13 protein-coding genes and 2 riboswitches are annotated in these 20,400 nt (G+C 62.7%); of the genes, 8 read left to right on the forward strand and 5 right to left on the reverse strand.

The features are described 5' to 3' along the window. Positions 1 to 94: 94 nt before the first annotated feature. The 4 genes from F8197_RS02675 to gcvT form a co-directional block, all read right to left on the reverse strand. Positions 95 to 361 carry a hypothetical protein gene (locus tag F8197_RS02675; protein ID WP_152879750.1) on the reverse strand — a complete coding sequence of 89 codons (267 nt, stop codon included), beginning with the start codon at positions 359 to 361 and terminating at the stop codon, positions 95 to 97. A gap of 230 nt (positions 362 to 591) precedes the next feature. Further along, the gene (gene gcvP, locus F8197_RS02680) at positions 592 to 3,486 is read right to left on the reverse strand and encodes an aminomethyl-transferring glycine dehydrogenase (protein ID WP_152879752.1); all 2,895 of its coding nucleotides are present in this window, start codon (positions 3,484 to 3,486) and stop codon (positions 592 to 594) included. A 94-nt stretch (positions 3,487 to 3,580) separates the two neighbouring features. After that, positions 3,581 to 3,961, reverse strand: a complete 381-nt coding sequence (gene gcvH, locus F8197_RS02685) for a glycine cleavage system protein GcvH (RefSeq protein ID WP_056147726.1) — start codon at positions 3,959 to 3,961, stop codon at positions 3,581 to 3,583. Between the two features lie 51 nt (positions 3,962 to 4,012). Beyond that, complete coding sequence (gcvT, locus tag F8197_RS02690; protein WP_152879754.1) at positions 4,013 to 5,134, reverse strand: glycine cleavage system aminomethyltransferase GcvT; 1,122 nt, start codon at positions 5,132 to 5,134, stop codon at positions 4,013 to 4,015. Between the two features lie 76 nt (positions 5,135 to 5,210). Further along, a riboswitch (glycine riboswitch) is annotated at positions 5,211 to 5,308 on the reverse strand. Positions 5,309 to 5,327: 19 nt separating this feature from the next. Continuing rightward, positions 5,328 to 5,414, reverse strand: a riboswitch (glycine riboswitch). Between the two features lie 156 nt (positions 5,415 to 5,570). Here gcvT and F8197_RS02695 point away from each other — a divergent pair. The 6 genes from F8197_RS02695 to def all read left to right on the forward strand — a co-directional run bounded on the left by F8197_RS02695 (position 5,571) and on the right by def (position 15,150). After that, positions 5,571 to 6,140: an ATP-dependent Clp protease proteolytic subunit gene (locus tag F8197_RS02695; RefSeq protein WP_056147718.1), complete on the forward strand. Its 570-nt coding sequence runs from the start codon at positions 5,571 to 5,573 to the stop codon at positions 6,138 to 6,140. 121 nt (positions 6,141 to 6,261) lie between these two features. Further along, a complete protein-coding gene (locus F8197_RS02700; protein ID WP_056147715.1) occupies positions 6,262 to 6,894 on the forward strand; it encodes a phosphatase PAP2 family protein in 633 nt (210 codons plus the stop codon). Between the two features lie 103 nt (positions 6,895 to 6,997). Further along, complete coding sequence (gene smc / locus F8197_RS02705; protein WP_373996764.1) at positions 6,998 to 10,525, forward strand: chromosome segregation protein SMC; 3,528 nt, start codon at positions 6,998 to 7,000, stop codon at positions 10,523 to 10,525. Continuing rightward, positions 10,522 to 11,817, forward strand: coding sequence for a cell division protein ZipA C-terminal FtsZ-binding domain-containing protein (locus F8197_RS02710; RefSeq protein ID WP_152879758.1), 1,296 nt, complete (start codon positions 10,522 to 10,524; stop codon positions 11,815 to 11,817). The genes smc and F8197_RS02710 overlap by 4 nt, the downstream gene beginning before the upstream one ends. Before the next feature lie 14 nt (positions 11,818 to 11,831). Next, a complete protein-coding gene (gene ligA, locus F8197_RS28765; protein ID WP_227012028.1) occupies positions 11,832 to 14,603 on the forward strand; it encodes an NAD-dependent DNA ligase LigA in 2,772 nt (923 codons plus the stop codon). 10 nt (positions 14,604 to 14,613) lie between these two features. Continuing rightward, positions 14,614 to 15,150: a peptide deformylase gene (gene def, locus F8197_RS02725; protein WP_056147702.1), complete on the forward strand. Its 537-nt coding sequence runs from the start codon at positions 14,614 to 14,616 to the stop codon at positions 15,148 to 15,150. On the opposite strand, the gene F8197_RS02730 is transcribed toward def, so the two are convergent. Then, positions 15,151 to 18,006: a pitrilysin family protein gene (locus F8197_RS02730; protein ID WP_152879760.1), complete on the reverse strand. Its 2,856-nt coding sequence runs from the start codon at positions 18,004 to 18,006 to the stop codon at positions 15,151 to 15,153. It lies immediately after the preceding gene. 213 nt (positions 18,007 to 18,219) lie between these two features. Between F8197_RS02730 and F8197_RS02735 the strand changes: the two genes are divergently transcribed. Then, the gene (locus F8197_RS02735) at positions 18,220 to 19,362 is read left to right on the forward strand and encodes a hypothetical protein (protein ID WP_152879762.1); all 1,143 of its coding nucleotides are present in this window, start codon (positions 18,220 to 18,222) and stop codon (positions 19,360 to 19,362) included. Continuing rightward, positions 19,359 to 20,396: a DUF4034 domain-containing protein gene (locus F8197_RS02740; protein ID WP_152879764.1), complete on the forward strand. Its 1,038-nt coding sequence runs from the start codon at positions 19,359 to 19,361 to the stop codon at positions 20,394 to 20,396. The genes F8197_RS02735 and F8197_RS02740 overlap by 4 nt, the downstream gene beginning before the upstream one ends. The last annotated feature ends 4 nt before the right edge of the window (positions 20,397 to 20,400 follow it).

The raw sequence follows: 20,400 nt of genomic DNA on the forward strand, positions 1-20,400 counted from the left end.
ATTTACCTTTATTCAACATTTTGCACAAGAGGCAACTCTTGCACGTAAACGACAAAGCGGCCCGAGGGCCGCTGGTCAAATCAATGACAGACGCCTAGCGGTCGGTCCGCTGGTTCTGGCGTCCTGGCTGCTGGCCCTGCTCCTGGTTGCGCTCCTGATTACCGCTGCGCGAACCGCTTTCGGAGTTGCCGTAGTCAGTGTCGAGCTCGTCATCTTCACTCAGCGGACGGTCGCTTTGCTGGTTGCCCTGGTCGCGGCGCTGGGTGCGGTCCTGCGAAGGATCTTGGATGGGATTGCGTTGGTCGGGATTGCGTTGATCTGGATTGAGCGGATTGCCTTGCTGGTTGTTCTGGTTAGCCATGATCGTCTCCGGTTGTGGTGGTGCGGTAGCCCTGTGCTCGGGGTGAATTCATCTTAGGCGGGCTAACCCGGCAGCGCCATCAGGTGAACCGCCGCCCTCGTGTAGGACTGGCCCGTCGGCGCAACTCCCACGACTTGCAAGCGCATTTATGACGGGCACAAAAAAACGCAGGCCACCGTGAGGGGTGCCTGCGTTTCCGGTTCAGCGCCGTACTGCGCGCTCAATACTTTTTACTCGTAGTCGCTCATCGGCGCGCAGCCGCAGAACAGGTTGCGGTCGCCGTAGACGTTGTCGGCGCGGCCGACCGGTGGCCAGTACTTTTGCTTGCGCAGCGATGGCACCGGGTAGGCTGCCACTTCGCGCGAGTACTTGCGTTCCCACTTGTCGGCGGTCAGCACTTCGGCCGTGTGCGGAGCGTGCTTGAGCGGGTTGTCCAGCTTGTCGAACTCGCCGCTTTCCACCTTGGCGATCTCGTTGCGGATGGCGATCATGGCGTCGATGAAGCGGTCCATCTCGACCTTCGATTCGCTCTCGGTCGGCTCGATCATCAAGGTGCCCGGTACCGGGAAGCTCATGGTCGGTGCGTGGAAGCCGAAGTCCATCAGGCGCTTCGCTACGTCCTCGTTGGTGATGCCGGTGGCATCCTGCAGCGGACGCAGGTCGATGATGCACTCGTGGGCGACCAGGCCGTCGTGGCCCGTGTACAGCACCGGGTAGTGCGGCGACAGGCGGCGGGCGATGTAGTTGGCGCCCAGGATGGCGTTTTCCGTTGCAGCGGTGAGGCCTTCGGCGCCCATCATGGCGATGTACATCCACGAAATCGGCAGAATGCTGGCCGAGCCGTATGGCGCCGCGCTCACTGCGCCGATGCCGGCGTTGTCGCGGATATAGCCGTTCGAACGCTGGTTCGGCAGGAACTTGGCCAGGTGCGCGCCCACGCCGATCGGACCCACGCCAGGACCGCCGCCGCCGTGCGGAATGCAGAAGGTCTTGTGCAGGTTCAGGTGCGAGACGTCGCCGCCGAACGCGCCCGGTGCGGCCACGCCGACCAGTGCATTCATGTTGGCGCCGTCGATGTACACCTGGCCGCCGTGGCTGTGCACGATCTGGCACAGTTCCTGGATACCTTCTTCGAACACGCCGTGCGTGGACGGATAGGTGACCATGGCGCAGGCCAGGTTTTTCGAGTGCAGTTCCGCTTTCGCTTTCAGGTCGGCCAGGTCGACGTTGCCGTTGGCGTCGCAGGCGGTGACCACCACCTGCATGCCGACCATGCTGGCCGATGCCGGGTTGGTGCCGTGTGCCGACGATGGAATCAGGCAGATGTTGCGATGGCCTTCATTGCGCGACTGGTGGTAAGCCTGGATCACCAGCAAACCGGCGTACTCGCCCTGCGAACCGGCGTTCGGCTGCAGCGAGATGGCGGCGTAGCCGGTGACGGCGCACAGCATTTCTTCCAGCTGGGCGATCATTTCGCGGTAGCCCACGGTCTGGCTGTCCGGTGCGAACGGGTGGATGTTCGAGAACTCGGGCCAGGTGACCGGGATCATTTCGGACGTCGCGTTCAGCTTCATGGTGCACGAACCGAGCGGGATCATGGTGCGATCCAGCGCCAGGTCCTTGTCCGCCAGGCTGCGCAGGTAGCGCAGCATTTCGGTTTCGGAGTGGTAGCGGTTGAATACCGGGTGCGACAGGTACGCGCTGGTACGGGCCAGCGTGGCCGGGAAGGCTTCGGCAACTTGTGCTTCGATGGTGTCGAAGTCCGGGCCGTGGGCCGGGCCACCGACAGGATGGGCGAACACGGTCCACAGCAGGGCGATGTCTTCGCGGGTGGTGGTTTCGTCGAGCGAAATACCGACGTGCGACGCGTCGATCACGCGCAGGTTCACGCCGTGCGAATGGGCCGAGGCGTGCAGCTGTTCGGCATTGGCGGTGGCGATCGTCAGCGTGTCGAAGTAAGTCTCGTTGGTGACCGTGTAGCCGAGCGTTTTCAGGTTGGCGGCAACGATGCCGGTGTAGCGGTGCACGCGCTGGGCGATCTGTTGCAGGCCTTTCGGGCCGTGGTACACGGCGTACATCGAGGCGATCACCGCCAGCAGCACCTGTGCGGTGCAGATGTTGGAGGTCGCTTTTTCACGGCGGATGTGCTGTTCGCGGGTTTGCAGCGCCAGGCGGTAGGCCTTGTTACCCTGCGCATCGATGGTCACGCCCACCAGGCGGCCCGACATGCTGCGTTTGAATTCGTCGCGGGTGGACAGGTAGCCGGCGTGCGGGCCGCCGAATCCCAGCGGTACGCCGAAGCGCTGGCTGTTACCGACCACCACGTCCGCGCCCCATTCGCCCGGTGGGGTCAGCAGGGTCAGCGCCAGCAGGTCGGCGGCTACCACCACCATCGCGCCGGTGGCTTTCACTGCTTCCACGCCAGCCTTGTAGTCGCGCACCACGCCGTTCACGCCCGGGTACTGCAGCAGCACGCCGAAGGCGTCATTGACGCTCGACAGCTCGGCCGGGTGGAACGATTTGACGGTGATGCCCAGCGGCTTGGCGCGGGTTTCGATCACTTCGCGGGTTTGCGGCAGCACGTCGTCAGCGACGTAGAAGGTATTTGACTTCGACTTGCCCACGCGCTGGATCAGCGTCATCGCTTCGGCGGCGGCGGTGCCTTCGTCGAGCATCGATGCATTGGCGATGCCCATGCCGGTCAGGTCGGTAATCGTCTGCTGGAAGTTCAGGATCGCTTCCAGGCGGCCTTGCGAAATCTCTGGCTGGTAAGGCGTATACGCGGTGTACCAGGCCGGATTCTCGAAGATGTTACGCAGGATGACGCCCGGCGTGGTGGTGTTGTAGTAACCCTGGCCGATCAGCGACTTGAGCACCTTGTTTTTCGAGGCGATTTTTTTCAGCTTCGCCAGCGCTTCGCTTTCCGGCAGCGGCGCGGAATAGGCGCCCAGCGGCAGGGCAGTCTTGTTGCGGATATTGGCCGGAACGATGGCGTCGATCAGGGCGGCGCGGCTAGGATAGCCGAGCGTCGCCAGCATGGCTTGCTGTTCGGCGGCGTCCGGGCCGATGTGGCGCGCGATGAAGGCGTCGCGGGCTTCGAGTTGGGTCAGGCTGGTGCGGGTCATGGTATCGGGGGGCGGGGAGCTTTAAGAGTGTGACGGGGCGGTGAAACCGCCGTTCCCGCGTGGGCGTGAACGGCTTCGATATGACTGGTGCAGATTACGACTGGGTAGCGCTGCCGTAAGCAGCAGCATCGAGCAGGCCGTCAACGGCGGCTGCGTCGCTCGGCTTGATCTTGAACAGCCAGTTGGCGTACGCGTCGGCGTTGATCGACTCTGGCGCGTTGACCACGTCGTCGTTCACTGCCACCACTTCGCCGGCCACTGGCGCGTAGATGTCGCTCGCTGCCTTGACCGATTCCACCACGGCGGCGTCGTCGCCGGCGCCGTAGGTCGTGCCCACTTTTGGCAGTTCGACGAAGACGATGTCGCCGAGCGCATCTTGCGCGAACTCGGTGATGCCAACGGTGACGGTGCCGTCGGCTTCAGTGCGTACCCATTCGTGGGATTCGGTGTACTTCAGGTCGGCAGGAATGTTCATGTAAAGCTCCAGTGGGGTGGGGTGGTGTATGGTGAGAAAAATCGAAAAAGTTTAAACGGCCAGGATCTTGCCGTTACGGACGAACGGCAGCTTGACGACCGAGGCGGCCAGTTTCTTGTCGCGGATTTCAACGTGCACGGTGTCGCCCACGGCCACGCCGTTGGGTACGCGCGCCAGTGCGATGGCCTGCTGCATGGTCGGGCTGAAGGTGCCGCTGGTGATTTCGCCCGCCGCATCGCTGCCGGCCACGATCACTTTCTGGTGGGCGCGCAGCACGCCGCCTTTTTCGCACAGGATCAGGCCCACGAACTGGCTGTTCTGGCCCATGGTTTGCAATGCGGCCTTGCCGATGAAGTCGCGCTCCGACACGAGGTCGATCGTCCACGCCAGACCGGCGTCGAGCGGGTTGACGGTTTCGTCCATGTCCTGGCCGTACAGGTTCATGCCGGCTTCCAGGCGCAGCGTGTCGCGTGCGCCCAGGCCTGCCGGTTTCACGCCGGCGGCGACCAGCGCGTTCCACAGCGCTTCGGCTTGCGTGGCGGCCACGCCGATTTCAAAACCGTCTTCTCCGGTGTAGCCGGTGCGGGCGATCATCGCCTCGCCGAACTGCGCGCTCTGGGCGAAGGCCACATTAAATGGTTTCATCTCGGCGGTGGCGGCCTGCGACTCGGGGATCACCTGCCAAACCTTGGCGCGGGCGTTCGGGCCTTGCACGGCGATCAGCGCCATGGCGTCTGCACCATCGCGGCGCTGGGTGATGGTCAGACCGCTGTTGGTGGCGTCGTTCTGCGCCTGCATCCACGCCACGTCTTTTTCGGCGGTGCCGGCGTTGACCACCAGGCGGAACCAGTTCTCGTTGATGAAATAGACGATCAGGTCGTCGATCACGAAGCCTTGCGGGTTGAGCATGCACGAGTACAGCGCCTTGCCCGATACTTGCAGCTTGTCGACGTTATTGGCCAGCAGGCCGCGCAGGAAGGCGCGCGCGTTGTCGCCCTTGATATCGACCACGCACATGTGGGCCACGTCGAACATGCCGACGTCGGTGCGCACGGCATGGTGTTCCTCGATCTGCGAACCGTAGTTCACAGGCATGTCCCAGCCGCCGAAATCGACCATGCGGGCGCCGGCTGCGCGGTGTGCGTTATTGAGGGGTGTGGCTTTGAGCGTCATGGCGGTCCAGATCAAGGAGGGTTAACAGAGCATACAAGGAGCGACCGGGCTAAATGCCAAGCCATTCCGCAATGTTGCAGACCCCTCTGTCCTTGGTACCTGAGAGATAACGGGAGTAACCCCGTGCGCCCCTTCGGTGGATTGCTGTGGCAATCGCTCTCCAGAGTTTGAGCCGCGCATGTTGCCATGCGACGCCCCTTGACCGGTCCTTTTGCCTGAGAGTTTTTGGGTAGTGCCCCTTCGGCGGCAACGCTGGTTTGCCCTCTCCCGATCAAGACTCGGGAATATAAGTCAGAAGGGCATATAAGTCAATCTTGAGGGGCCGTGAGCCAGCGTACAGACTAGCTTGTCGACCACCGCACGAATGGCGTGCAAGCAAAAAGCTCAAAAGACAACTTTTTGCTAGAATAAATTACACAATTTTGAGAGCCCAGCCATGAGCCAAGACCCACAACCTATTGATGATTACGCCGGCCAGGCGTGGTTCACGCTGTCTGGCGATGTCAACAGCGACATGGTGCGCCGCGTGTTCGACGCGGTCGCGGACATGACCGAAGACCGCATCACGACTGCCCACATCCTGATCCAGTCCAACGGCGGCTATGTCAGCGACGGTATTTGTCTGTACAACTACCTGAGCAAGCTGCCGGTCAAGATCATCACCTACAACGCCGGCGCCGTCGCGTCGATCGCGGTGATCCTGTTCCTGGCCGGGGAAGAGCGCTACGCCAGCGACACCTCGCGCTTCATGGTGCATAAGTCGCACGCCAGCGCCCCGCACGGCGCCCGCCCGGACGCGCTGCGCATCATCGTCGAAGGCTTGCAGGCCGACGACGCCCGCACCGAGCAGATCCTGCGCGAACACGTGCAGCTGTCCGAAGAACACTGGCGCACCCACGCTTACTCCGACCTGCACCTGACCGCTTCCGACGCGCGCGACGTCGGCATGATCAACGACGTCAAGGACTTCATTCCCCCGCGCGGCCAGCGCGTCACCAATATCTGAAAAGCCCGCCAACATCATCCCTGCAGTGCACCAAAAAATTCCCGCACGGCATTAATTCGCTACAATGCCGCTGCTGTGTTTAAATAGTATGGTGCAATGCAATAAATGAAAGGCTTTACGGATGATGTATTTCTGGCACCTCCTGAGCATGATCGGCAGCCTGGCCGTTACCGGCCCCATCGGCGCCGCCATCGCCATTTACCTGATCGCTGGCAAGCAATGGCGCCTGACGCTGGCCTGGGCCATGCTGTTCGGCATCGGCATGGCGCTGGTGGTCATCACCAAGATGATGTTCATGGGATGGGGACTCGGTGTCGAGTCCGTCGAGTTCGCCGGTTTCAGCGGCCACGCCATGCGCGCGGCGGCCGTGTACCCGGTGGCCGGCTACCTGGTCCTGCGTTCCAGCGGTCCTTATGCCCGTTACATCGGCGCTGCCGTGGGCGTGATCCTTGCTGTGCTGATTTCCATCTCGCGCGTGCCCACACTGGCCCACTCGGTGTCCGAAGTCGTGACCGGCGCCATACTCGGCCTGGTGGTGGCCGGTGGCTTTATCTACTTTGCCAGCCGCGAACACCGCTGGGCGCTGAGCCGTATGCTGGCCGTGCTGTGCCTGCCGATCGTGCTGGTGGCGCCCAACGTGGAGCCGATTCCGGCCGAGGACTGGATTACCCAAGTAGCTTTGAAGCTCTCGGGCCGCGATCATCCGTATACCCGCGATATGTGGCGCCACAATAATTCCAACGTCGCGCACTAAGCCGCTACCGCTGCCGCACACTTGCGGACATGGTTTTTGGCCTTGGCAGATAAGCTAAATGGTATTATTGCGAACCTTTACAGCCTCTCCCAGTTAAACCAACGTGCGTCTCTCTTCCATCAAATTGTCGGGATTTAAGTCATTCGTTGATCCCACCAATTTCCAGGTGCCGGGGCAACTGGTTGGCGTGGTGGGGCCCAACGGCTGCGGCAAGTCCAATATCATCGATGCCGTGCGCTGGGTGCTCGGCGAATCGAAAGCGTCCGAGCTGCGCGGCGAGTCGATGCAGGACGTGATTTTCAACGGCTCCACCCACCGCAAGCCGGCCGGCCGCTCATCGGTGGAACTGGTGTTCGACAATGCCGACGGCAAGGCCGCAGGGCAGTGGGGCCAGTATGCCGAGATCGCCGTCAAGCGCACCCTCACGCGCGACGGCACGTCCACCTATTACATCAACGGCCAGCCGGTGCGCCGGCGCGATATCCAGGATATTTTCCTCGGCACCGGCCTCGGCCCGCGCGCCTACGCCATCATCGGCCAGGGCATGATCAGCCGCATTATCGAGTCGCGCCCGGAAGAACTGCGGGTGTTCCTGGAAGAGGCGGCCGGCGTATCGAAATACAAGGAACGCCGCCGCGAAACCGAAAACCGCCTGCACGACACCCGCGAAAACCTGCTGCGCGTCGAAGACATCCTGCGCGAATTGAACAGCAATCTCGAAAAGCTCGAAGGCCAGGCCGCTGTCGCCACCCGTTTCCACCAGTTGCAGGCGGACCAGGAAGAGAAGCAGAAGCTGCTCTGGCTGCTGCGCAAGGTCGAGGCGGAAAACGAGCAAAAGCGCGTGTTCCGCGAGATGGAGCAGGCCCAGAACGACCTCGAAGAACAAACCGCCAAGCTGCGCAATGTCGAGCTGTCGCTGGAACACCTGCGCCAGTCGCACTTCGCCGCCGGCGACCGCTTGCACACGGCGCAGGGCGCGCTGTACCAGACCAATGCCGAAATCGGCAGTTTAGAGGCGCAGATCAAGTTCGTGATCGAATCGCGCAGCCGCCTGCAATCGCAACTGGCCACACTCACCGCCCAGCGCGACCAGTGGCAGCAGCAAGCGCTTGACTACGGCGGTCAGATCGAGGAAGCGGAATTCACGCTCGAAGAACTGGGCGCAAAAGTGGAAGAAGCGCAGATGCGCGCCGAGCAGAAGGCCGAATCGCTGCCGCTGCTCGAGCAAGCCTGGCGCGCGGCGCAAGAGAAAAGCACCGAGTCGCGCGCCCGCATCATGCAGGCGCAGCAGCAACTGGAACTGGAATCGGCGCACCAGCGCAACGCCAGCAATATTCTGAACAGCCTGGCCGTGCGGCGCGAGCGCCTGCAACAGGAAAAGCACGGCCTCAGTCTGCCCGACAGCGCGCATTTGTCCAATCTGCGCGAGCAGCAGGAAGAACAGCAGTACCAGCTTGAAGAACAGACCGGATTGCTCGAAGAACTGACCGCGCAGCAGCCGGCGCTGGAGCAGGAGCGTCGCGACGCCCAGCAGCAGGTGAACGCCGAGACGGCCGCCAACGCCCAGCTCGAAGCGCGCCTGAACGCGCTGCGGCAAATGCAGGAACGCGTGCAAACCGAAGGTAAAGTCACGCCGTGGCTGCAAAAGCACGAACTCGATACCTTGCCGCGCCTGTGGCAAAAGCTGCACATCGAAGCTGGCTGGGAAACCGCGCTCGAAGCCGTGCTGCGCGAACGCACGTCGGCGCTGCAATTGTCCAACATCGAATGGGCCAAGGCGTTTTTTGCCGATGCGCCGCCGGCCAGGCTGGCGTTGTACGCGCCGTCAAGCAGCGCACCGCCGGCGCCTGCCGATACCTCGGGCCTGGCGCCGTTCATCGACCTGCTGAAACTCAATGATCCCGGCCTGCGCGGCCTGCTGCAAGACTGGCTGCACCATGTGTACCAGGCACAGGACGCGGCCACCGCGTTTGCCGAGCGCGCGCGCCTGCCGGCCGGCAGCAGTTTCGTCACGCCGCAGGGCCACGTGATCAATGCGGCCAGCGTACGTTTTTACGCAGCCGATTCCGAACAGGACGGCATGCTGGGCCGCCAGCAGGACATCGAAAACCTCACGCGCCAGCTGCGCGCCCAGCAAATGCTGGCCGATGAAGCGCGCGCCCGCGCCGTGCGCGCCGAAGCGGCGCTGAGCGGCCACACGCGCGCGCTGGGCGACGCCCGCATCAAGCTGCAAAGCTTGCAGCAGTCGGTGCACAAGCTGCAAATCGACGTCGTCAAACTGTCCGAGATCGAAGCGCGCTTCAACCAGCGCAGCACGCAAATCGCCGCCGACCTGGCCGAGATCGTGGCGCAGGAGGAAGAGCAAACCCGGATCAAGCTCGAATCGGAAGAAAAATTCGAGCAGCTCGACATGGAACTGGGCGACCTGCAAGGCGAACACGAAGACGGCCAGACCGTGTTCCTGGAACAGGAGCAGCGCTTGGCCGATGCCCGCGACGCCGCCCGCGATCTGGAACGCGCGGCCCAGGAAATCGTCTTTGCCGAGAAAACCCATCGCAACAAGATCGAGGAACTGCGCCGGGCGATCGCCACCGCCAGCGCCCAGGTGGTGCAGGTGACCGACAGCATGGAGGCCGGCCACCTGGAGCTGGCCAATCTCGATTCCGGCGCTGCCAACGACGGCTTGCAGGACTTGCTCGATCGCCGCACCGACCAGGAAAAAGCGCTGTCCGACGCCCGCCATGAACTGGACCAGGTGGCGCAGCAGATGCGCGCATTCGAAGAAGGGCGCATGTCCACCGAGCGCGCACTGCAACCGCAGCGCGACAAGATCACCGAGCTGCAACTGAAGGAACAGGCCGCGCGCCTGAACCAGGAGCAGTTCGCCGCCCAGCTGGCCGAAGCGCAGGCGGATGAAGCGGCGCTGGCCGAAAAACTCCATCCCGAGATGAAGGCGTCGTACCTGCAGGGCGAAGTCACGCGCCTGACCAATGCCATTGCTCTGCTCGGTGCGGTGAACCTGGCCGCGCTCGACGAGCTGGCCACGGCGTCGGAGCGCAAGAATTTTCTTGACGCGCAAAATGCCGATCTGATGGAAGCGATCGCCACGCTGGAAGATGCGATTACCCGGATCGACAAGGAAACCCGGGACCTGCTGCAAGATACGTTCGACCGCGTAAACGGGCATTTTTCCGAGTTGTTCCCCATCTTGTTCGGCGGCGGCCAGGCCAAACTGATCATGACCGGCGACGAGATCCTCGACTCCGGCGTGCAGGTCATGGCGCAGCCGCCGGGCAAAAAGAACGCCACCATCCACCTGCTGTCCGGTGGTGAAAAAGCGCTGACGGCAACCGCGCTGGTGTTCTCCATGTTCCGCTTGAATCCCGCGCCATTCTGCCTGCTCGACGAGGTGGATGCGCCGCTGGACGACGCCAATACCGAGCGCTTCTGCCGCATGGTCAAGCGCATGTCGGAACATACCCAATTCCTCTTCATCTCGCACAACAAGATTGCGATGGAGATGGCCAATCAACTAATCGGTGTGACGATGCAGGAGCAGGGCGTGTCGCGCATCGTGGCGGTGGACATGCAGTCCGCCGCCAACTTTGCAACTGAGGTACAAGCAGCATGACAGATCTCCAACTGAGTTTGATCGGGCTCGCGGGCGTGTTCGTCGCCGGCGTCTTCACCTATAACAAGATCCAGGAATACAAGGCCAAGAAAAGCGTGGAACGCGCGTTCGGCACCGACCACGACGACGTGCTGATGAAGGGTCACCCCAATGCGCCCGACGCTGCGGCCGCGCCGTCCTACGCCCAGAACCCGGTACCGGCCGCGCCTCCCACGCCGGCCACCGTGCGCGCCGCCAGCAGCCCGGTTGCCGGCCCCGCCGTGCGCCAGGAACCGAGCTTTTCGCTCGATGAACCGGCGGCTGATGCACCGGGCGTTGCCGGCGCCGAAGCCACGGCGTCCGCCGCAGCACTGGGCGCGGTATTAAGTCCGGTCAGTCCGGCACTGCCACCGATCCCCGAATTCACCACCGACCCGGTGGCGCCCGGCGCGCCGGAGCCGGACGTGGACGAACTGGCCGCCCGCGCCAACGCCGCAGCGGCGGCTGCCGCCGAGCAGGCCACCGCGCTGGTCGATCCGCTGATCGACTGCCTGCTGCCGCTGGCGCTGGAAGCCCCGCTGCGCGGCGACAAGCTGCTGCCGGTACTGCAAACGCTGCGCATGGTCGGCAACAAGCCGCTGCACTATATCGGCCTGGCTGTCTCCGGCGACTGGGAACCGATCGCCTACGGCGGAGTGTACACCAGGCTGCAAGGTGGCATCCAGCTGGCCAGCCGCAGCACCGCGCTCAACGAACTCGAATACTCGGAACTGGTCACGCGCCTGCGCGCCATGTCCGACGAAATCGGCGCCGAGCCGGAAGTGCCGGACATGATCGAAGTGATGGCCGAAGCGCGCAACCTGCACCGTTTTGTCGCCAGCCATGATGCCCAGCTGGGCGTGAACCTGCAAAGCAATGGCGCACCATGGGCGATTTCCACCCTGATCGGCGCGCTGGAAAAGCAGGGATTCGATTTGCGCCCGGATGGCCGCTACGTGATGCCCGACGGCGACGGCGGCTTCCTGTTCTCGCTGTCCACCAATGTCACGCTGGCCGAGGAAACCACGTCGCGCCTGACCCTGCTGCTCGACGTGCCATGCGTGGCGCCTGCGCGTGACGGCTTCGGCGCCATGATCGCCTGCGCCAAGTCGCTGATGGGCCGCCTCGATGCGACCATCGTGGACGACTACAACCAGCCGCTGTCCGACGCCGCCCTGGCCGAAATCGCCAAGCAGGTGCAGGACTTCTATACCGAAATGAACGACGCCGACATTCCGGCCGGTTCCACCCGCGCCATGCGCCTGTTTAGCTGAACCGAGTACCTGCAATGACTGAAGTAGATTACCAAGCCCGCATCGCAACGCTGAGCGCGGAACTGAACCGCCACCTGCACGCCTACCACGTGCAGGACGCGCCGACCATCCCGGACGCGGAGTACGACAAGCTGTTCCTCGAGCTCCAGCAGCTCGAAACCGATCACCCGGAACTGGTGCAACCCGATTCGCCCACCCGGCGCGTTGGCGCCGCGCCGCTGCCGCAGTTCGACCAGGTGACGCACTCGGTGCCGATGCTGTCACTGAACAACGGCTTTACCGACGAGGATATCGAGAACTTCGACCGCCGCGTGCGCGACGGCCTCGATACGTCGGCTGCCGTCGAATATGCGGCCGAGGTCAAATACGACGGCCTGGCCATCAACCTGCGCTACGTAAACGGCCTGCTGGAGCAGGCGGCCACGCGCGGCGACGGCTACACCGGTGAAGACGTCACCGCCAACATCCGCACCATCAGCGTGATCCCGCTGCGCCTGGACACCGACAGTCCGCCCGCCGTGCTGGACGTGCGCGGCGAAGTGCTGATGTTCAAGGGCGATTTCGCGGCATTGAACGCGCGCCAGCGCGAAGCGGGCCAGAAGGAATTCGTCAATCCGCGCAACGCGGCCGCCGGCAGCCTGCGCCAGCTCGATTCGCGCATCACGCGCCAGCGCAAGCTGCGCTTCTTCGCCTACGGCATTGGCCTGCTCGAAGGCGCCGACATGCCGGCCTCGCACAGCGCGCTGCTCGAGTGGTACCAGGCCATGGGCCTGCCGGTGGCAAAAGAGGCGGCCGTGGTGCGCGGCTACGACGGCCTGATGGAATACTACAAGACCATCGGCGCCGCCCGTCCAACCATGCCGTACGAGATCGACGGCGTGGTCTATAAAGCCAATCGGCTCGAAGACCAGCGCACGCTCGGTTTCGTTTCGCGCGCGCCGCGCTTTGCGCTGGCCCATAAATTCCCGGCCGAGGAAGCACTGACCACGGTGCAGGCCATCGAAGTGCAGGTGGGCCGCACCGGCGCCATCACGCCGGTGGCGCGCCTGGCGTCCGTGTTCGTCGGTGGCGTGAATGTCACCAACGCCACGCTGCACAACGAGGATGAAGTGCGCCGCAAGGACGTGCGCGTGGGCGACACCGTGATCGTGCGCCGCGCCGGCGACGTGATACCGGAGGTGCTGTCGGTGGTACTGGAGCGCCGACCGCAGCCGTCCCCCTTGGAATTGCTGTTTAGTATTCGGAAAAGAGCATCCAGAGCAAGTTCACACAAACCACAGAAAAAGTCTTCTCGTCCTTCTATTTCAGACAGAGAAGCATACCGAAAATTTTTTGTTCGTGGATCGGTAATTATCACGTCGCATAAAAGCAGACAATCAAAAAATTCTAGAGTGTTGCCTGGTAGGCATACCACTCCAATTAAACTGACTGATGTTCAGCCTAAAATACGAAATATCATTAGTAAAATTCTTCTCCGCAGCCCGTTGAGAGGAGAAATTAATTCTAAGGTAAGCATTACCCTAAAGGGTGGCGTGAATTTAAAATTCTTGAGGACATCCGATTGTAAAAATGAATTGCCTCTAAAGCGGCTCCGATCAAGCCTAAGTCTGCTTGCTTATAACATTGATGTAATTTCTGAACAGTTGGAACCGCGTCAATTTATCATGTATAAGTCATGCCCAGTGTGTGGTTCGCATATTGTTCGGGAAGAAGGCGAAGTGATCGCACGTTGCTCCGGTGGTCTTTTTTGCTCAGCGCAGCGTAAGGAAGCAATTCGACACTTCGCGGGGCGACGTATGATGGATATCGAGGGTCTAGGCGACCGCTATATCGATAACTTGGTTGACCACGGAAAAGTTCAGCGAGTGGCAGATCTGTATTCTCTAAATCTTGAAGATTTGCTGAAAATGAAGCGCTTGGCTGATGAGCGTGAAGGTACGATACCGGAGACTGTTACGACCGGCAAGGTTGCAACAAAGTGGGCCGACAACTTGCTAAAAGCAATAAAGGCAAGCAAAAATCCTCCATTGGAGCGTCTGCTGTTTGCGCTAGGTATACGCCACGTCGGCGAATCTACTGCCAAGACGTTGGCCGAATGGCTCGGGAGTTTGACGCTGATAAGCGAGGTGCCGGCTACGCTGCTGCGTGTATTGCCCGATATTGGTGGCACTGTTGCCATTTCGATCGCTGAGTTTTTTGCAGAACCAAGGAACCGGGAGGCTATTAACGCACTACTGGACGCAGGTGTGGCGCCGAAAGGCGAGCATCCACCAAGCGCCAAACTGCGCGAGAAGCTTGAACCAGTCAAGCTGATAACTGCGCTGGGCATCCCTAAATTGACTGAGCCACGCAGTAAGCAACTGATTGAGGCAGGTGTCACGCTGGACAAGCTGCCGCATTTACGTGTATTCGATGTGTTTGGTTTGCCCACCACGGTATCACATGCTTTAGAAGAGTGGATGAATGTCCCGGGGCACCGCGAACAGGTCCAGAGGCTTCATACGCTTCGTGAAGCTCTGCTGGCGCAGCTGCCTGCCACGGTAGCCAGCGAAGGGCACCTGACCGGCAAGACGTTCGTGCTGACCGGCACCTTGCCCACCATGGGCCGCGACCAGGCGGCGGCGCTGATCGAAGCCGAAGGCGGCAAGGTCTCCGGCTCGGTCTCCAAAAAAACCCATTACCTGGTGGCCGGTGCGGATGCCGGCAGCAAGCTGGCCAAGGCCCAGGAACTGGAAGTGACCATTCTCGACGAAGCAGGCCTGCTGGCGCTGCTGGCGGCAAAATAAGGGAAACGTGATGGCGGTACGTGAAATTTTAAAGATGGGCGACCCGCGCCTGCTGCGCGTGGCCGAACCGGTCACCGAGTTCGACACGCCGGCCATGCGCCAGCTGATCGCCGACATGTTCGACACCATGGCCGATGCCAACGGCGCCGGCCTGGCCGCGCCGCAGATCGGCGTCAACCTGCAACTGGTGATCTTCGGCTTCAAGGAAAATCTGCGCTACCCGGACGCGCCGCAGGTGCCGGAAACGGTATTGATCAATCCCGTGCTCACGCCCCTGTCGGACGAGATGGAAGAGGGCTTCGAAGGCTGCCTGTCGGTACCGGGTCTGCGCGGCAGCGTGCCACGCTACACGCGCCTGCGCTACGAAGGCGTGGACCAGCACCGGCAGCCGATCCGGCGCGAGGTGGACGGCTTTCACGCGCGCGTGGTGCAGCACGAGGTCGATCATTTGCTGGGCATCCTGTACCCGGCGCGGATCAGGGACTTCACCAAGTTCGGCTTCACCTCGGTGATGTTCCCGGACCTCGACCCCAACGATGACGACTGATCAGTCGGGCTTGCCCACCGCTGCCACCGCCCCATCCTCCGGCAGCAACACCATCTCCACGTGATTCTTGCGGTCGAGGTAGCGCCGCGCCGCTGCCTTGACGTCGTCGGCGGTGACGCCGTTGATGCGCTTGTCGATGTTGAGGATTTCGTGCGGATCGAGGCCTTCGAGGACATTGAGGCGCAGGTAATTCATCCAGTAGCCGTTTTCACGCAGCGCCCGGCGATAGGTCTGCAGCCTGGCCTGCTTGACCTTGTTCAGGTCGTCCGCCTGCGGGCCGTCGGTCTGCAGTTTTTCGATCTCGCCCCATAACGCGGCTTCCACCTTGGCCACCTTGTCCGGCGTGGTCGGCAGCACGATGGTGGCGCCGTAACGGCCGCTCGGGATCTTCTCGTACCTGACGCTGGAGCCGCCCGAGTAGATCAGTTTTTGCTGTTCGCGCAGCTCGTCGGTGATGCGCAGGTTCAGCACTTCGTTCAACATGCCCAACGACCAGGAGTCGGGGTAGGAATAGGTCATGTCGCCGCCGAAATCGACGATCACGGTGCTCTTCTGTTCGAGACCTGCCTTCACTTCGCGCCGCACCACGCCCGGCACCTGGCGGATGCCCGGGTCCTTGTACGCGAGCGACACGTCGCCGACCGGCAGCGTTGCCACGTAGGTGGCCAGCAGCGGCTTGATCGCTTCGACCTCGAAATCGCCGACAAAGATGAAGGTCATGCCACGGGCGCTGGACAGGCGCGCGCGCAGCAGGTTCTGGCTGCGGTCGAGGTTGATCTTCTCGAAGTCTTCGGGCTTGGGCGGCAGTTCGAGCAGCGGATGGTCGCCATACACGGTCCGGGTGCGCGCTTCGGCAAAGCGCGCTTCCGGCGAGGCGGAACGGTTGCGCACGGCTTCGGCGCCGCGCGTGACGAACGAGCGGAACAGGTTCTCGTCGCGGCGCGGGTTGGTGATGGTCAGGTAATTCATTTGCAGCACGGCTTCGAGGTCGCCGCTGCGGCTGTTGCCGCTCAACGTATCGTTATACGGCCCCAGCGCGGCGTTATAGGCAAGGCCTTTGCCGGCCAGCACGCGCTGCAGGTCGGACGGGCTGTACGAGCCCACGCCCATCGCTTTCTGCACGTCGCTGGCAAAGCGCACGGCGCTCTTTTCCGCATCGCTGTACGCGTAGCGGCCGCCGGGGCGCACCGCCAGCATCTGCACCATGTCCTTGCTGAAGTCGGTCGGCTTGAGCATCACCTTCACGCCATTCGACAGTGTCAGCGTGGTCACGCCCGTGACCTTGTCTTCGACCTGGGCGGTGATGCTGCCCGGATCTGGCTTGTAGCTCATCAGGTTGGCCGGCAGCGCCTTTTCCTCAAGCTTGGCGACTGGCAGCTTGCTGGCCGTGTCAACGCGCGTCAGCAGGTCGGCGCCGGTGGGCGCAGCCTGGCCGGCGGCAACGCTGTTGGTGTGCGCCGTGTACAGCACCAGCTTGGGCGCCGTGGCCGGGATGATGGTTTTGGCATAGGCGTTCACTTCGTCGAGCGTGATGGTGGGCACCAGTTCGCGCGCATACCCGGCTTCGACGTCCACGCCCGGCATCGCGCCGCCGGTGCGGAAGTGTCGAATGAATTCGCCCGGGATGGCGGCAGAGTCGCGCGTGGCGCGCGACTTCACGGCAAAGTCGTAGCTGCCCAGCAGATTGCGCTTGGCCACGTCGAGGTCGTACGGCGAAAAGCCGAACTGGCGCGCGCGCGCATTTTCCTGCACCAGCGTGTCGATGGCGGCATTCACGCCGGCCTTGCCCACGGTGGCGCTGGCCGAAAAACTGTACTGGTGCAGGCCGAACGGAATCGGGCTCTCGCCGGCGGTGCCGGCAACGAACGGCGGCTCGGCAATCTGCGTCAGGCGTCCCAGGCGCATCGCCATCAACTGGCTGAACATGCGCCGCACCAGCGCATCGCGCAAGTCGCCGACGGTCTGGCCCGGCTGGCGCCCGAAGGTGGAATAGACCAGCTGCACATTATTGGCGGGCGCTTCCTGGTCGAGGAAGGCCAGCGCGTCGGGCGCACCGAGCGGCGGCAACTGGTAAGCGATATGCGGGCGCGGCTTGGCCGGCATTTTGAGGCCGCTGAAATGGCGCTTGACCATGTTTTCAGCCTCGACCGGGTCGATATCGCCGACCATGATCACGGCCATCAGGTCGGGACGATACCAGTCGGCATAGAAGCGGCGCACGGCATCGGCCTTGGCGTGCAGGATCGAGTCCTCGGTGCCGATCGGCAGCCGGTCCTGGTAGCGCGAGCCGTTGGCCAGCTTGGGCAGGATGGCGGCCAGGCTGCGGCGCGCATAGCCGCTGCGCAGGCGCTTTTCTTCGAGCACGATCTGGCGCTCGTCGTCGATATCCTTGTCGGTCAGCGTCAGGCCGTGGGCCCAGTCTTCCAGCACCGTCATGCCTTGCTCGAGATTTTCCGGCTTATCGGTCGGAATCGGCAGCATGTACATGGTCATGTCGAAGCCGGTGGAGGCATTCAGGTCAGGCCCGAAGCGCACCCCGATCGAGCGCAGGTAGGCGATCAGTTCGTGCTTCTTGAAATGCGTGCTGCCGTTGAAGGCCATGTGCTCGAGCAGGTGGGCCATGCCGCGCTGGTCGTCATCCTCCTGTACCGAACCGGCATTGACCACCAGCCGCAGTTCCACGCGCTGGGCCGGCTTGGCGTTCTTCTGGATGTAGTAGGTGAGACCGTTGTCGAGTTTGCCGATCTTGACGTTGGGGTCGAGCGGCAGGCGGTCGGTAAGGACCGGAGCGGCCACCGCCGAGATGGCCAGCAGCAGGCTGGCAAGCAGGGCGGACAAGCGCAAATGTTTGGTCATGCGAATTCCTGTGATTGATTTCTATACCAGACTGTAAGCGAGAAATATCTTTTCGGCAATAAGCTCGTGCTCAACCCCGTGAGCGATCATTGGTATTGACTATTTGCTATCGATCATGCTTAATCACGCTGGTGGATTGCGTATGGGCAAGTGAGATAAAAAGAGAGGCATGAATTGAAACGAATCGGAATCGGATTGCTGCAGGTGGCGGTCATGGCATGGGCCACTGCGGCGGAGGGGCAGGAATATCCGCAACAGGCCGAAATGCTGGCCGGTCTTAAAAGGGAAGTGGTGCGTGCTTTTACCGTGCCCAAGGTTCAGCAGCTCGATCCCGCATTGCGCACTGCTGCCGAAAAAATCGCTGCAGACCAGGTAAAACGTATCGAGAGCCAGCTGCCAGGCTGGCTGCTGGAAGAAAAACTCGCCCTCAACGATACGACCAGTCAAAAGGCGCGGCTGGCTTACACCGCGGTAGCGGCACGGGTGCTCAACGAACTGGCGTACTGGCATATCGAACCGGGCGACGCGGCCTACGAGCGCGCCACGATCGAGCTGATCAAGACTTCCCCTGCGGCGTGCAAGATCGGCGAGTTGCCGTACACCGCCGACTTTGCCCGCCGGATCGCGCGCATCCAGGCCATGCCGCCAGCGCAGCGTGCAGCCGCGCTGGAAGCCGAAGCCCGCCTGCTGGAGCGCTGGGGCAAGCCGCATGCCGAACCATTGCCGTGGCCGGAAACGCCAGCGCGGCAGCAGATTGTCGATGCCGTGGCGCGTATCCCCGACGGCAAGCGGCCGTTGACACCATTGCCGCCGGTGCTGGCCTGGCTGCTGTTGTCGGAAGGCCGCCCTTATGACGACCTGCCGCCGGAGGTCAACTGCCATGCGCAGCGCTGGTGGCTGGTGGAAAGCCTGGCGCAAGGCGTGGCGCCGGCGACGGCCATCAACGCGTTCCGCTACGGCACCCTGGTCACCGCCACGGTCCGTTTCGGCAGGGCGTTCGACCCGCCGGCCGGCGAGGCGCCCGAAGAGCGGGCAGACGGCAGGCCGGCCTTTCCCGGGCTGGCCAGCCGGTATGGCGTCAGCGGAGTGACCAAGGTGCGCCGCACATTCGACGCCAGCGGCAAACCGGTGCGCGCCACCGTCTCGGCCCGCGAGATTACCGTGCCCGGTATCCGCGGCATGCGTCCGATTGCTTTCGAAGATACTTTCGACAAGGGGACGCTCAAGGGCGGCCTCAATCCGGCGATGGGCGCGGTAACCGGGGTTCCGCTGCCGCCGGAGGTCAAGCTGGTATGGGGCAAAACGTATGAACCAGAGGGCACGCCTGCCAAGGCTGCCGGGGAGGCAAGTCAATGAGTACTACATCGAACACGCAACGCCGCGCACGCCGGGTGTGCGCACTGGTCCTGGCTACTGCGCTGGTCTGGGCCGGGCCTGTTGGGGCCGCCAACGACCAGCCGGCAGTACCTTCGGTCCAGCAGGCAGCCACGGAAGCTTTCTGGACAGGCGACTTTGCCGCGCTCGACAAAATGAACGCGGCCTACCGGCAACCGGGCCCGCTGGAGACCAATGCCCGCAACCGGCTCGATTATTTCCGCAGGGGGACCAGCGCCGTGTTCTCCTACGTGGTCAAGAACAGCGAGGCTTACCTGAGCGAACTCGATGCCCTGACTTTGCAGTGGGCCCACGACAATCCGCAATCGGCCTATGCCCACATCCTGCATGCGCGGTCGCTGCTGGCGCACGCCCAATCCTATCGCGGCACCAGCTATGTCAAGGACGTGCCGCCCGAAGCCTGGGCCTATTACCAGCGCTACGTGGACCAGGCGTTTGCCTACGTCAAGCAGCACATGGACCTGGTATCGACCGACAGTTCCGGCCACCTAGTGCTGCTCGAGATCGGCCGCGGCTTGTCGTGGGACCAGGCCCGGATGGAGGCGATCGCGGAGGCGGGCATCGCGCGCAATCCCGACGATATCCAGTTGTATTTCATGGTCGCTCTCGGGCTGGTGCCCAAGTGGGGCGGCAACCCGAAGGTGCTCGATACCTACATCCGCAAGGTGACCGCCGCCACCAGCGCCAAATTCGGCACCGGCATGTATGCGCGCCTGTATGCGGACGCCATGGACAACCAGTTCGGCGCGGCGTTGTTCGAGTCGAGCTACGCGGATTGGGACAAGATGAAACAGGGCTACGAGGACATGCTGGCCCGCTACCCGGACGGCGCCGCCCGGCGCAACAACTATGCCTACGTGGCCTGCATTGCCAAGGACAGGCCGACCTTGCAGCGCCTGCTGGGCGAAATCGGTACCGGCTTCATCGCGGATTCCTGGGGTGTGAATCCGCAGCGCGCCTTCGAGACCTGTACCAAGTGGGCGCAGCAGACCTGAGCGT

Origin of the sequence: Duganella sp. FT27W, from assembly GCF_009295655.1 — a bacterium.
Classification (GTDB): Bacteria; Pseudomonadota; Gammaproteobacteria; order Burkholderiales; family Burkholderiaceae_D; genus Rugamonas; species Rugamonas zoogloeoides.

What these genes read in the sequence shown, in the direction of transcription:
- F8197_RS02675 (WP_152879750.1), bottom strand. Translation starts at nt 361, where the DNA reads ATGGCTAACCAGAACAACCAGCAAGGCAATCCGCTCAATCCAGATCAA.
- gcvP (WP_152879752.1), bottom strand. Translation starts at nt 3,486, where the DNA reads ATGACCCGCACCAGCCTGACCCAACTCGAAGCCCGCGACGCCTTCATC.
- gcvH (WP_056147726.1), bottom strand. Translation starts at nt 3,961, where the DNA reads ATGAACATTCCTGCCGACCTGAAGTACACCGAATCCCACGAATGGGTA.
- gcvT (WP_152879754.1), bottom strand. Translation starts at nt 5,134, where the DNA reads ATGACGCTCAAAGCCACACCCCTCAATAACGCACACCGCGCAGCCGGC.
- F8197_RS02695 (WP_056147718.1), top strand. Translation starts at nt 5,571, where the DNA reads ATGAGCCAAGACCCACAACCTATTGATGATTACGCCGGCCAGGCGTGG.
- F8197_RS02700 (WP_056147715.1), top strand. Translation starts at nt 6,262, where the DNA reads ATGATGTATTTCTGGCACCTCCTGAGCATGATCGGCAGCCTGGCCGTT.
- F8197_RS02710 (WP_152879758.1), top strand. Translation starts at nt 10,522, where the DNA reads ATGACAGATCTCCAACTGAGTTTGATCGGGCTCGCGGGCGTGTTCGTC.
- ligA (WP_227012028.1), top strand. Translation starts at nt 11,832, where the DNA reads ATGACTGAAGTAGATTACCAAGCCCGCATCGCAACGCTGAGCGCGGAA.
- def (WP_056147702.1), top strand. Translation starts at nt 14,614, where the DNA reads ATGGCGGTACGTGAAATTTTAAAGATGGGCGACCCGCGCCTGCTGCGC.
- F8197_RS02730 (WP_152879760.1), bottom strand. Translation starts at nt 18,006, where the DNA reads ATGACCAAACATTTGCGCTTGTCCGCCCTGCTTGCCAGCCTGCTGCTG.
- F8197_RS02735 (WP_152879762.1), top strand. Translation starts at nt 18,220, where the DNA reads ATGGCATGGGCCACTGCGGCGGAGGGGCAGGAATATCCGCAACAGGCC.
- F8197_RS02740 (WP_152879764.1), top strand. Translation starts at nt 19,359, where the DNA reads ATGAGTACTACATCGAACACGCAACGCCGCGCACGCCGGGTGTGCGCA.